The organism is Streptomyces sp. ISL-87 (assembly GCF_018614095.1).
Taxonomy (GTDB): Bacteria; Actinomycetota; Actinomycetes; order Streptomycetales; family Streptomycetaceae; genus Streptomyces.
On the sequence record NZ_JAGGOY010000104.1, the window covers coordinates 13,343 to 27,022 of the forward strand.

General features: G+C 69.9%; 6 protein-coding genes and 1 tRNA gene. 2 read left to right on the top strand and 5 right to left on the bottom strand.

Going from position 1 to position 13,680, the window contains the following annotated elements:
• Positions 1-96 precede the first annotated feature (96 nt).
• The 3 genes from J7I97_RS31640 to J7I97_RS31650 form a co-directional block, all read right to left on the bottom strand.
• Complete coding sequence (locus tag J7I97_RS31640) at positions 97-2,865, bottom strand: DNA translocase FtsK (RefSeq protein WP_214941904.1); 2,769 nt, start codon at positions 2,863-2,865, stop codon at positions 97-99.
• Positions 2,866-2,980: 115 nt separating this feature from the next.
• Entirely contained in the window at positions 2,981-3,664 is a 684-nt protein-coding gene (locus J7I97_RS31645; protein WP_214941907.1) for a two-component system response regulator, read from the bottom strand.
• 274 nt (positions 3,665-3,938) lie between these two features.
• On the bottom strand, positions 3,939-9,470 hold the full coding sequence (locus J7I97_RS31650) for a HAMP domain-containing protein (RefSeq protein WP_214941910.1): 5,532 nt from the start codon (positions 9,468-9,470) through the stop codon (positions 3,939-3,941).
• A gap of 168 nt (positions 9,471-9,638) precedes the next feature.
• Between J7I97_RS31650 and J7I97_RS31655 the strand changes: the two genes are divergently transcribed.
• Complete coding sequence (locus J7I97_RS31655) at positions 9,639-12,224, top strand: SpoIIE family protein phosphatase (protein WP_374103653.1); 2,586 nt, start codon at positions 9,639-9,641, stop codon at positions 12,222-12,224.
• A gap of 41 nt (positions 12,225-12,265) precedes the next feature.
• Complete coding sequence (locus J7I97_RS31660) at positions 12,266-12,775, top strand: DinB family protein (RefSeq protein ID WP_214941916.1); 510 nt, start codon at positions 12,266-12,268, stop codon at positions 12,773-12,775.
• Between the two features lie 69 nt (positions 12,776-12,844).
• Here J7I97_RS31660 and J7I97_RS31665 read toward each other — a convergent pair whose 3' ends face one another.
• Together J7I97_RS31665 and J7I97_RS31670 are read right to left on the bottom strand one after the other, a co-directional pair.
• Positions 12,845-13,480, bottom strand: a complete 636-nt coding sequence (locus J7I97_RS31665; RefSeq protein WP_214941919.1) for a hypothetical protein — start codon at positions 13,478-13,480, stop codon at positions 12,845-12,847.
• A gap of 100 nt (positions 13,481-13,580) precedes the next feature.
• Positions 13,581-13,656 (bottom strand) — tRNA-Thr (locus tag J7I97_RS31670).
• Positions 13,657-13,680 lie beyond the last annotated feature (24 nt).

Here is a 13,680-nt window from a genome sequence, read left to right on the forward strand (position 1 = left end):
GAGGTCCGGGAGCTGCGGCGGCCCGGCACCGGGCACGGTGCCGCCACCTCCCTCAACTTGACGCGGGCCCAAGGGAAACGGTTGCCCGCCCACGGATTACGGTTGGGTCTCTCCCCGGATGACCGCGAGGACAGCGTCCAGCTCGTCGGGCTTCACCAGCACGTCGCGCGCCTTCGAACCCTCGCTCGGGCCGGCGATTCCCCGCGACTCCATCAGGTCCATGAGCCGGCCGGCCTTGGCGAAGCCCACGCGCAGCTTGCGCTGGAGCATGGACGTGGAGCCGAACTGGGTGGAGACCACCAGCTCCGCCGCCTGGCACAGCAGGTCCAGGTCGTCGCCGATCTCCTCATCGATCTCCTTCTTCTGCTTCTGCCCGACTGTGACGTCGTCCCGGAATACCGGCGCCATCTGGTCCTTGCAGTGCTGGACGATCCCGGCGATCTCGTCCTCGGTGACAAAGGCGCCCTGGAGGCGGACCGGCTTGTTCGCGCCCATCGGCAGGAACAGTCCGTCACCCTTTCCGATGAGCTTCTCGGCGCCGGGCTGGTCGAGGATGACCCGGCTGTCGGCGAGCGAGGAGGTGGCGAAGGCCAGCCGCGAGGGCACGTTGGCCTTGATCAGGCCGGTGACCACGTCCACCGAGGGCCGCTGGGTGGCCAGCACCAAGTGGATGCCGGCCGCGCGGGCCAGCTGGGTGATCCGGACGATCGAGTCCTCGACGTCGCGCGGGGCCACCATCATCAGGTCGGCGAGCTCGTCGACGATCACCAGCAGATACGGGTACGGGCTGAGCTCGCGCTCGCTGCCCGGCGGCAGTTTGATCTTGCCGTCCCGGATCGCCTGGTTGAAGTCGTCGATGTGCCGGTAGCCGAAGGCGGCCAGGTCGTCGTAGCGCAGGTCCATCTCGCGCACGACCCACTGGAGCGCCTCGGCGGCCCGCTTGGGGTTGGTGATGATCGGGGTGATCAGGTGCGGGATGCCCTCGTACGCCGTCAGCTCGACGCGCTTGGGGTCCACGAGCACCATCCGGACGTCCTCCGGCGTGGCCCGGACCATGACCGAGGTGATCAGGCAGTTGATGCAGGAGGACTTGCCGGATCCGGTGGCGCCGGCGACCAGCACGTGCGGCATCTTGGCGAGGTTGGCCATGACGTAGCCGCCCTCCACGTCCTTGCCGAGTGCGACCAGCATCGGGTGGTCGTCCTCGGCGGCGTCCGCGAGGCGCAGGACGTCACCCAGGTTGACCATCTCGCGGTCGGTGTTCGGGATCTCGATGCCGACCGCCGACTTGCCCGGGATCGGGCTGATGATCCGCACGTCCGGGGAGGCCACTGCATAGGCGATGTTCTTCGCCAGCGCCGTGATCCGCTCGACCTTCACCGCCGCGCCTAGCGTCACCTCGTACCGGGTGACCGTCGGCCCCCGGGTGAAGCCGGTGACCTGCGCGTCGACCTTGAACTCGGTGAAGACGTTCGTCAGCGAGGCCACCACCGCGTCATTGGCGGCGCTGCGCGTCTTGCCGGGGCCGCCGCGCTCCAGCAGGTCGAGCGAGGGCAGGGCGTACGTGATGTCCCCGCGCAGCTGGAGCTGCTCGGCGCGGGGCGGCAGCGGCTGGGTCTCCGGCGGAGCCTTGGTCAGATCGGGCACCGCCAGCGTCCCGGAGGCCGCGGCGGTGGTGTCGTGCGGCTGGGCGGCGGCGGGGCCGGCCGGCGCACCGGGCCGCTCCTCGCGGGCGGGCGGCACCGGAGCGGTGACCTCCACCCCCTCGCCCTCACGCTCCACGGAGATGCCCTGGGTGAGGTCTGCGACGAGCGGGGAGGGCGGCATTCCGCCGAGCACCACCCCGTCCAGCGCGGCGGCGGCCGCCGCGGCCACGTCGACGGCGTCCATCTCCCGGTCCATGGCCGGCCGGACCGCGGCCCGCCGCGGGCGCCGCCGCCGGGCGAGCGCCTCCTCCTCGGCGTCGCCGACCGGATCGGCGGGATCCCCGGTCCCCGCCCCGGTACGCGCCCGCCACTGCTCGGCATCGTGCCGGTCCCCGGACTCCGACGCGGCGTACTGCTCGTCGTACTCGTTCGGCGCGATGATCCCGAGCCGGATCCCGAGCGACCGCAGACGCTGCGGGATCGCGTTGACCGGGGTGGCGGTGACCACGAGCAGCCCGAAGATCGTGAGCAGCACGAGCATCGGCACGGCCAGCGGCGCCCCCATGCTGAAGATCAGCGGCTTCGAGGCGCCCCAGCCGATGAGCCCGCCCGCGTTCTGCATGGCGGTGGTGCCCTCGTCCCGGCCGGGCGCCCCGCAGGCGATGTGGACGAGACCGAGGACACCGATCACGAGCGCGGACAGGCCGATGCCGATACGCCCGTTGGCATCGCTCTGGTCGGGGTGGCGGATGAACCGTACCGCCATGACGCCGAGCAGTATCGGCACGAGCAGATCCAGTCGGCCGAAGGCTCCGGTGACCAGCATGGTGACCAGATCCCCGACGGGACCGTTCAGATTCGACCAGGTTCCGGCGGCGACGATCAGCGCGAGCGCGAGCAGCAGCAGCGCGACGCCGTCCTTGCGGTGGGCGGGGTCGAGGTTCTTGGCACCCCGGCCGACCCCGCGGAACACCGCGCCGACCGCGTGCGCGATCCCGAGCCAGCAGGCGCGCACCAGCCGGACGACGCCCCCGGTCGGGGACGGCGCGGGCTTGGCCGCGGCCTTCTTGACCGGGGCCCGCTTGGCGGCCGCGGCCTTCTTCGCGGGAGGCTTGCCCGCCGGAGCCGCCTTCTTCGCCGGCGCCGTCGTCCGGCCGGTGCGGCCCTTCGCGGTGCCCGCGGTGCTCTGGGAACCCTTGCCGGACGTACGTGAGGCCATGCGCCCGAGATTACCGGTGTCCACGCCGGTGGACACGCGTGCCCACCCCTTCACCCGTTCGTGTCGCCCCGTCCGTAGGCACTTTGACGCACCGCCAGACGTGACCCGGCTCCGCTCAGCCCTGCGCGGGCAGCATCGGCGCGCCTCCGCCGGCCCCGGGCTCCAGGGCGTCCAGCGCCCGCCGCAGACCGGTCAGCTTGCGCTCCAGATGGGCCGCCGTCGCCACCACCGCGGCATCGGCCGACTCCTCGCCGAGCTGCTTGGTCAGCGCCTCGGCCTGCTCCTCGACCGCCGCCAGCCGCGCGGAGAGTTCGGCCAGCAGCCCGGCCGTCTCCTTGCTCGCGTCCGCGCCGTTGGAGCTGCCGCCCTCCAGCTGGAGCCGCAGCAGCGCGGCCTGCTCCCGCAGTTGGCAGTTCTTCGTATACAGCTCCACGAAGACCGAGACCTTGGCCCGCAGCACCCACGGGTCGAAGGGCTTGGAGATGTAGTCCACCGCGCCCGCGGCATAACCGCGGAACGTGTGGTGCGGACCGTGGTTGATCGCGGTGAGGAAGATGATCGGGATGTCCCGGGTCCGCTCCCGCCGCTTGATGTGCGCGGCAGTCTCGAATCCGTCCATCCCCGGCATCTGCACATCCAGCAGGATGACCGCGAAATCGTCCGTCAGCAGCGCCTTGAGCGCTTCCTCCCCCGACGACGCCCGGACCAGTGTCTGATCGAGCGCGGAGAGGATGGCCTCCAGCGCCAGCAGATTCTCCGGCCGGTCGTCGACCAGGAGGATCTTGGCCTTCTGCACCATGCCCTGTCCTCCTCGCCCCGGCATGGGGCCTCCCCGGCTCCTGGCTCCGGCGTGTACGCCGGGCCCCGCCCCAGAGGGCGGCATCCTTGCGCCGTCCGTCCTTGTGCCGGTCATCGTAGCCCCAGTCCCGAGATCGCCACACCCTGTCACCAAGATGTCACTGTGCACGAAGCAGAAACGGTGTGGGGGAGCAGAAGGTTCCCCGTATCCCGCCGTCTCACACCGCTTTCGCCACAGTGCGTCAGCAATTGATGTCCATTTCGTCGCCGGGTGATCACGTTCCGCGCATCCACTGCTCCATCACCGACAGCAAATAGTCCGGTTCGACCGGCTTGGTCACATAGTCGGAGGCCCCGGAATCGATGGCCTTCTCTCTGTCTCCCTTCATCGCCTTGGCGGTCAGCGCGATGATCGGCAGGCCCGCGAACTGCGGCATCCGCCGGATCGCCGAAGTCGTCGCGTACCCGTCCATCTCCGGCATCATGATGTCCATCAGTACGACCGTCACATCGTCGTGCTGCTCCAGGACTTCGATGCCCTCCCGCCCGTTCTCCGCGTACAGCACCGCCAGTCCGTGCTGCTCCAGCACGCTGGTCAGCGCGAAAACGTTGCGCACGTCGTCGTCCACGATGAGGACCTTCTCGCCGTGGAAGTCGTACGTCCGGGGTGCCACCGTGAGTTCCTCCTCCGCGCCGCCCCAGCCGTCCTGCGACCCGCGGTCCGAAGGCTGCCCCGGAACCGCCGTACGCGGCTCCAGATCGCTCAGCGACTTGCGCCGCCTGCGGAACAGCGCGGCCGGGCCGCCCTGCCCGTACCCGGCCGGCTCGGCGGCAGGCAGTACGGGCCGCGCGGGCTGGGCCTGCGCGGGCGGGGACACGGGCGCCGCCGGGGCCGCCGGCAGCGCGGGCCGTACCTGCTCGGCGGGCCTGCGGTACAGCTCGCTGCGCCCGCCACCGGGCGTGGGCGGCGCGTACCCCTGCGGAGGCAGCTCGCTCGGGTGCAGCGGCAGGTACAGCGTGAAGGTGGAACCCCGGCCCGGCTCGCTGGCCGCGTGGATCTCCCCGCCCAGCAGCCGGGCGATCTCCCGGCTGATGGACAGCCCGAGGCCCGTACCGCCGTACTTCCTGCTGGTGGTCCCGTCCGCCTGCTTGAAGGCCTCGAAGATCACCAGCATCTTGCTCGCCGCGATCCCGATCCCGGTGTCGGTCACCGAGAAGGCGATCAGGTCCCCGTCCGCCTCGCGCAGCGAACCGGCCTCCAGCAGCTGCTCCCGGATCGCCTGCGGCACATCGGCCCCGGCCGGCCGGATCACCAGCTCCACCGCCCCAGTGTCGGTGAACTTCACCGCGTTCGACAGCAGGTTGCGCAGCACCTGGAGCAGCCGCTGCTCGTCGGTGTGCAGGGTGGCGGGCAGCTCCGGGGAGACCCGGACCGAGAAGTCCAGCCCCTTCTCCGCGGTCAGCGGCCGGAAGGTGGCCTCCACGTAGTCCACGAGCTGGACCAGCGCGATCCGCGTCGGCGAGACGTCCATCTTCCCGGCCTCGACCTTCGACAGGTCGAGGATGTCGTTGATCAGCTGGAGCAGGTCCGAGCCCGCCCCGTGAATGGTCTCGGCGAACTCCACCTGCTTCGGCGACAGGTTCTCGTCCGCGTTGTCGGCCAGCAGCTTGGCCAGGATCAGCAGCGAGTTGAGCGGCGTACGCAGCTCGTGCGACATGTTCGCCAGGAACTCGGACTTGTAGCGCATCGAGACCGCGAGCTGCTCGGCGCGCTCCTCCAGGACCTGCCGGGCCTCCTCGATCTCGGTGTTCTTCACCTCGATGTCCCGGTTCTGCTGGGCCAGCAGCTCGGCCTTCTCCTCCAGCTCCGCGTTGGCGGCCTGGAGCGCCTTCTGCCGGTTCTCCAGCTCGTCGGAGCGCTCGCGCAGCTGCTCGGTCATCTCCTGGGACTGCTTGAGCAGCATCTCCGTCTTGGAGTTGACGCTGATCGTGTTGACGCTCGTACCGATCATCTCGGCGATCTGGCTGAGGAAGTCCTTCTGGATCTGCGTGAAGGGCGTGAAGGAGGCCAGCTCGATGACGCCGAGCAGCTTCCCCTCGAACAGCACCGGCAGCACGATCACATGCGCCGGCGGGGCCTCGCCCAGCCCCGAGGAGATCTTCAGATAGCCCGGCGGGGTGTTCTCGACGAGGATCGTCCGCTTCTCCTCGGCGACCGTCCCGATCAGCCCCTCGCCCGGCCGGAACGAGGTGGGCATCTGGCCGCCGGCGTACGCGTAACTGCCGCGCATCCGGAGCTCGTACGCGCCCTCCGCGCCGCCGTCCGTCCCGATCTCGGTGCTGCCGCCGGCCGGCAGGGCGAGGAAGAACGCCCCGTGCTGCGCGGAGACCACGGGAGTCAGCTCGCTCATGATCAGCGAGGCCACGTCGTCCAGCTCCCGGCGGCCCTGCATGAGGGCCGAGATCCGGGCGAGGTTGCCCTTGAGCCAGTCCTGCTCCTTGTTGGCCAAGGTGGTGTCGCGCAGATTGACGATCATCGTGTTGATGTTGTCCTGGAGGACCTGGATCTCGCCCGCGGCGTCCACGTCGACCTTGAGGCTCAGATCGCCGCGGGTAACGGCGGTGGCGACGGCCGCGATGGCGCGCACCTGCCGGGTGAGGTTCCCGGCCATCTCGTTCACGGACTCGGTGAGGTCCCGCCACGTGCCGTCCACATCGCGCACCCGGGCCTGGCCGCCCAGGATGCCCTCGGTGCCCACCTCGCGAGCGACCCGCGTCACCTGGTCCGCGAACGAGGACAGCTGGTCGACCATCGTGTTGATGGTGGTCTTGAGCTCCAGGATCTCGCCACGGGCATCGATGTCGATCTTCTTGGTCATGTCGCCCTTGGCGATGGCGGTCGTGACCATGGCGATCTGGCGCACCTGCCCGGTGAGGTTGGAGGCCATGAAGTTCACCGAGTCGGTGAGGTCCTTCCACGTCCCCGAGACACCGGGCACATGGGCCTGGCCGCCGAGGCGGCCCTCCGTACCCACCTCGCGGGCCACCCGCGTGACCTCGTCCGCGAAGGAGGACAGCGTCTTCACCATCGTGTTCACGGTGTCGGCGAGCTGGGCGACCTCGCCGCGCGCCTCGACCGTGACCTTCTTCGTCAGATCGCCGTTGGCCACCGCCGCCGAGACCTGCGAGATGTTGCGCACCTGCGACGTGAGGTTGTTGGCCATCAGGTTGACGTTGTCGGTCAGGTCCTTCCAGATACCGGTCACCCCGCGCACCCGCGCCTGACCGCCGAGGATGCCCTCGGAACCCACCTCGCGCGCCACCCGCGTCACCTGCTCCGCGAACGACGACAGCTGGTCGACCATCGTGTTGACGGTGGTGACCAGCTCCAGGATCTCGCCCTTGGCGTCGACCGTGATCTTCTTGGAGAGGTCGCCCATGGCGACCGCCGTCGTCACCTCGGCGATGTTGCGCACCTGCGACGTCAGGTTGTTCGCCATGAAGTTGACGGACTGGGTGAGGTCCTTCCAGGTGCCGGAGACACCCTTGACCTCCGCCTGCCCACCCAGAATGCCCTCGGTACCCACCTCGCGGGCCACCCGCGTCACCTGCTCCGCGAAGTTCGAGAGCTGGTCGACCATCGTGTTGAGGGTGTTCTTCAGCTCCAGGATCTCGCCGCGCGCGTCCACATCGATCTTCTGCGACAGGTCACCGCGCGCCACCGCCGTCGCGACCTGCGCGATATTGCGCACCTGCGAGGTCAGGTTCCCGGCCATGCCGTTCACCGAGTCGGTCAGGTCGCGCCATACGCCGGCCACCCCGGGTACCTGCGCCTGACCGCCGAGGCGGCCCTCCGTACCCACGTCCCGGGCCACCCGGGTCACCTGCTCGGCGAAGGCGGAGAGCTGGTCGACCATCGTGTTGATGGTGTTCTTCAGCTCCAGGATCTCGCCGCGCGCGTCCACGTCGATCTTCTGCGACAGGTCACCGCGCGCCACCGCCGTGGTCACCTGGGCGATCTGCCGCACCTGGGAAGTCAGGTTGCCGGCCATGAAGTTGACGGAGTCGGTCAGCTCCTTCCAGGTGCCGGACACCCCCTCCACCCGCGCCTGGCCGCCCAGGCGTCCCTCCGTACCCACGTCCCGGGCCATCCGCGTGACCTGGTCGGCGAAGCTCGACAGCTGGTCCACCATCGTGTTCACGGTGTTCTTCAGCTGGAGCATCTCGCCGGAGACGTCCACGGTGACCTTCTGCGACAGGTCGCCGTTGGCCACCGCCGTGGTCACCTGGGCGATGTTGCGGACCTGCCCGGTCAGGTTGCGGAAGGCGGTGTTCACCGAATCGGTGAGGTCCTTCCACGTCCCGGCCGCGCCCGGTACCTGCGCCTGACCGCCCAGCTCACCCTCGACGCCGACCTCACGGGCCACACGCGTCACTTCCGCACCGAAGGACTGGAGCTGGTCCACCATCGTGTTGACGGTGTTCTTCAGCTCCAGCATCTCGCCGGCCACATCGACCGTGACCTTCTGCGACAGGTCACCGTTGGCCACGGCGGTCGTCACCTGCGCGATGTCCCGCACCTGTGTGGTGAGGTTGCGGAAGACCGTGTTCACCGAGTCGGTGAGGTCCTTCCACGTTCCGGCGGCCCCCGGCACCTGCGCCTGGCCGCCGAGCAGACCCTTCGCGCCGACCTCGCTGGCCACCCGCGTGACCTCGTCCGCGAAGGTCCGCAGGGTCTCCGTCATCTGGTTGATCGTTTCGGCGAGCTGCGCCACCTCGCCGCGCGCGCTGACCCGCACCTTCTGCGACAGGTCGCCGTTCGCGACAGCCGTCGTGACCTGCGCGATCCCGCGCACCTGGGCGGTCAGATTGCCCGCCATCGTGTTGACGGAGTCGGTCAGGTCCTTCCACACACCCGCGACCCCGGGCACCTTCGCCTGGCCGCCGAGCTCACCCTCCGTACCCACCTCGCGGGCGACGCGTGTCACCTCGGAGGAGAACGACGACAGCTGGTCCACCATCGTGTTGACGGTGTTCTTCAGCTGGAGCATCTCGCCGGCCACATGCACCGTGACCTTGCGTGACAGATCGCCCTTCGCGACCGCCGTCGTGACGAGAGCGATATCACGCACCTGAGCGGTGAGACGGTACGCCATGGTGTTGACGGAGTCGGTCAGATCCTTCCAGGAACCAGACATTCCGCGCACCTGGGCCTGGCCGCCGAGCTTGCCCTCGGTACCCACCTCCAGCGCCACACGCGTCACCTCGTCGGTGAACGCGGACAGCTGGTCGACCAGATTGTTGACCGTACGCCCGACCTTCAGGAACTCGCCGCGCAGCGGATGCCCGGCCCCGTCGGCCGTCTGCGTCCGCAAGTCCATCCGCTGGTCCAGATCACCCTCGGCGACCGCCGACAGCACCCGTCCCACCTCGGACACCGGCCGGGCAAGATCGTCCACCAGCTGGTTCGAGGCATCGATCGCGGCCGCCCAGGAGCCCTCACAGGCACCTGTTTCCAGCCGTTCGCTCAGCTTGCCCTCGCGCCCCACCATCCGCCGGACCCGGGAGAGCTCACCGGTCAGGTGGAGATTGCGGTCGGCGACCTCGTTGTAGACGGCGGCGATCTCCGCCATCACGCCCTCGCCGGACACCGTCAACCGCTTGCGGAAATTCCCGTCCCGCATCGACACCAGGGCCGTGAGCAGCCGGTTCAGAGCGGCGGTATCGACCTCCGTCGTGCCGTTCCGCCGGGACCGTCCGCCCTTCGGGCGCGTTCCCGTACGCCGCACCGCTGCGCCAGACTCCACCGTGTCCCTCCCGAAAGGGTCGACCACTGTTCCACCGATACCCGGCGAGTCAAACGCCCGGCTAATCCATCCTGCCCAGTGTTTCACCCTGGCCGAACCCGGCCATAACACTTCGGCACCATCGCACACCGGCCGCACCCTGCGGGTGGAATCCCGGACGACGGCACCCTGCCGACCGTGAAGGTAAGTAACCTGGCATCCGATGTCCAACCGCGTCGAAGGAGACTCGTGATCACGGCTCGGGCGGCTGCCAGCTTCGATCCCCTCGGGCGCTCGGTCGCCGCGGCCCGTGCGTTCGTCCGCGACACCTTGCAGGGCTGGGGCTTCGCGGACATCGCCGACGACGCGGTGGTCCTCACGAGCGAGCTCGTCACCAACGCCGTGGTCCACGCCGGAACCAGGGCCGAGGTCCTGTGCCTGCGCTCCGAGGACGGTGTACGCGTCGAGGTCGCCGACCGGTATCCGGAGCGCGAGCTCCCGCTCCAGCACCCCGGCGAGCGCCCCTACGCCGACCCCGACCGCGAGAACGGCCGCGGCCTGATGCTCTGCGCGGCCCTGGCCACCCGCTGGGGCGTCGAGTACACGGCGACGCACAAACACGTGTGGTTCCGCCTCGACCTACCCGACCGACCGGTTGGTACCCGCTCCGCGGGCCCCGTCGTCCCGGACCAGCTCCTCCCCCTCGCCGACAGCCGCGTCCGCGTCGCCGTCCTCCAGATCGACGGCTCCGACGTGATCACGAGCTGGAACGAGGACGCCGAGCACATCTTCGGCTACCCCGCCGAGAAGGCCCTCGGCCGCCCGCTCGCCGAGCTCGCCGCCTGGCCCCAGACCCCCGGCACCGGCACCGGCATCGCCGAGGCCCTGCGCCTGTCCCGCTGGGAGGGCAGCTACGGCATCCGCGGCGCCGACGGCCGCGTCATCCCCGTCTACGCCTCCCACCTGCGGGTCCGCGACGCCCACGGCGAACCGTCCATCGTCTGCCTGCTCGTCCACGACGACGAGCGCGCCCTCCTCCAGACCCCCGTAAGGGTGGCCACCCCCGACAACGGGCAGTTCACCGAACCCCGCCCCGCGGACCCCTTCGAGGTCTTCATCGGCTCCCCCGCCCCCGACGACCTCGACGGCCTGCTCCAGCGCACCGTCGAACGCGCCCGGGACATGCTCGAAGCCGACGCCGCCTTCCTGCTGCTCGCCACCGACGACGAGACCGAGCTGGAGGTACGCGCCACCACCGGACTGCCCTCCACCCGCCAGCGCTTCGCCCGCGTCCCCGTCGAAGCCGGCAGCAACCGGTACGGCTCCGCCCGCATGCCCGCCGTCCACGACGACCTCGCCGCCGTCCCCGGAGCCGTCCCGCTCCTGGAGTCCACCGGCATGCGATCCGTCATCACCGTCCCGCTCAAGGTCGAAGGCCGGCTCACCGGCTCGCTGGGCGTCGCCACCGAGAACCCCGGCCGCTACTCCAACGAAGAGGCGCTGCGCCTCCAGTTCGCCGCCGACCGCATCGCCCTCGCCGTCGAATCCGCCCGCCTCGGCGAGCTGGAACGCCTGCGCCGCGGCTCCCTCTCCTTCCTCGTCGAGGCCTCCGACCTGCTCGCCGGCACCCTCGACCGGGACCAGACCCTGGCCCTCATGGCCCAGATGACCGTCCCCACCCTCGCGACCTGGTGCGCCGTCTACACCATCGCGGACACGACCTCCGACCCGTACCTCTCCTACGTCCTGCACGAGGACGAGGAACGCATCGACGGACTCAAGGCCCTGCTCTCCCGGGTCAGTCCGCCCGAACCGGTCCGCGAGGCCGGCGCCCGCCCCTGGCCCGAGACGGCTCTGGCGGTCGGCGGCGAGACGGTGGTCCTCCCCCTCATGGCCCGCAACCGCGTGATCGGCCTCCTCACCCTCGGCAAGCCGAGCGAGGAGCACTTCCGCCAGGAGATCCTCGAACTCGCCGAGGACCTCTCCCGCCGGGCCGCCCTCGCGCTCGACAACGCACGTCTCTACTCCGAGCGCACCGCCATCAGCCGCTCCCTCCAGCGCAGCCTCCTCCCGCCCGGCTCCCCCGCCATCCCGGGCATGGAGGTCGAGGTCATCTACCGCGCGGCCGGCGAGGGCAACGAGGTGGGCGGCGACTTCTACGACGTCTTCCCGATCCGCGACGGCGTGTACGGCTTCGCCATCGGCGACGTCTGCGGTACGGGCCCCGAGGCGGCCGCCGTCACGGGCCTCGCCCGCCACGCCCTGCGCCTCCTGGCCCGCGAAGGACTGGGCGGCCCGGCCGTCCTGGAGCGCCTCAACGCGGCCATCCTCGACGAGGGCGCCCGCAGCCGCTTCCTCACCCTCCTCTACGGCGAGCTCCACCCGCAGCCCGACGGCGGCGCGCTCATGAAGGTCGTCTGCGCCGGCCACCCGCTCCCCCTGCGCCTGCGCCCCGACGGCCAGGTCACCCCGGCCGCCGACCCGCAGCCCCTGCTCGGCGTGATCGAGGACCTCGACCTCTTCGAGCAGACCCTCACCCTGGATCCGGGCGATGTCCTGCTCTGCGTCACCGACGGCGTGACCGAACGCCGCGAGGGCACCCGCATGCTGGGCGACGACGGCCTCACCGAGGTCCTCACTACCTGCACGGGTCTCACCGCCGGCGCCGTCGCCTCCCGCGTCCTGCGCGCGGTGGAACGCTTCGCGGCCGAACCCGCGTCGGACGACATGGCCATCCTCGCCTTCCGCGTCCCGCAACCACGCGAGGGCGACTGAAACCGGTGCACCACGCGAACCGGCTGCGCTAGCGTCCGTCCATGCCCCTCTCCCGCACACGCCCTGACTACACCGCGGACGAGCGCACCCAGCTGCTGGGCTGGCTCGACATGCAGCGCGCCATCATCACGTGGAAATGCGAGGGTCTCCCGGAAGAGGCGGCCCACCGCGCCGTCCTCCCCGCCTCCCCGCTGATGACCGCCGCCGGCCTCATTTCCCACCTGCGCTGGGTCGAGCAGTACTGGTTCGAGGTGGTCCTCCTCGGCCACCCGTCCTCGGGCCCGCGCTTCGAGGGCGGGAAGGACGGCGACTTCCTCGTCGCCGACGTCCCCCTCGCCCAGCTGCTGGAGGAGTACGAGGCCCAGTGCGCGGCCGCGAACGAGATCATCGCGGCGCACTCCCTGGACGACACCGGCCGCAGCACCGAGTTCGAAGCAGGGGCTGCATCAATGCGCTGGATCCTGCTCCACATGATCGAGGAGACGGCCCGCCACGCCGGCCACCTGGACGCGATCCGCGAACTCCTCGACGGCGGGACCGGCTACCGCTGACCGACGCAGAAAGGCCCCCTTGAAACCGCCAACCGTCGATCCTGGCGAGCGAACCGTCTCTGCCGTCCGTCAGAGGGTCTCCCGACGTGTCAGCCCGATGCCGAGCACGTCCCGGATGTAGTGCTCGACAAAGCCCGGCAGCCACGCATCGGTTGCCATCCGGTCGAAGACGTCCACGAGCCGCTTGTCGGGCTCATCGGTGAGCAGGACGATCCGCCAGGTGTTGGTCGGGTGCTCGTCGGTACCCGCGACACCGTGCTGCACATGGAACAGCGGCTGACCGGTGTCCGCGTGCAGGGGCCGGCCCCGCACATCGAGAAACTGCTCCCGGCCGAGGAACGTGACCAGTTGGCGTTCGTGGTCGAGATGCACCTCTTCGAGAACCAGCCCGTACCGCTCGGGCTCAAGCCACAGCCGCTGCTGCGACTGCCGTACGTACTCGCTGCCCAGCTCCTCCGCACCCCGCCCCGGAACCCAGGCAGAGGCGGTCCCCTCCTTGACGACATACGGAATGAACGCACCCGGATTGCCGGCCTTGCGTACCTCCATGTCCCAGAGCATGGCCCGGTTGAACGCCAGGGGCTCCTGGGTGACGTACCGCTCGGCAATGATGCGATTGACATCCACGGGCGGCAGTTCAGCCCGCGTGTTGGCGTTGCCCCAGGCGCTTTCGAACTCGGCCTCGGCCGGTGTCTGTACTGTCATGACTGAGTGTTCCTCCCCGTAGACCCCTCTGAAGGTCCACTCGAAGAGTACGCCCAGAACGCAAAAAAGGCCCCCGCCAATGGCGGGGGCCTTTTTCTGTTGGAGCCCTTTAACGGAATCGAACCGTTGACCTTCTCCTTACCATGGAGACGCTCTACCGACTGAGCTAAAAGGGCGGGTTGTTCGGCGGCGTCCTACTC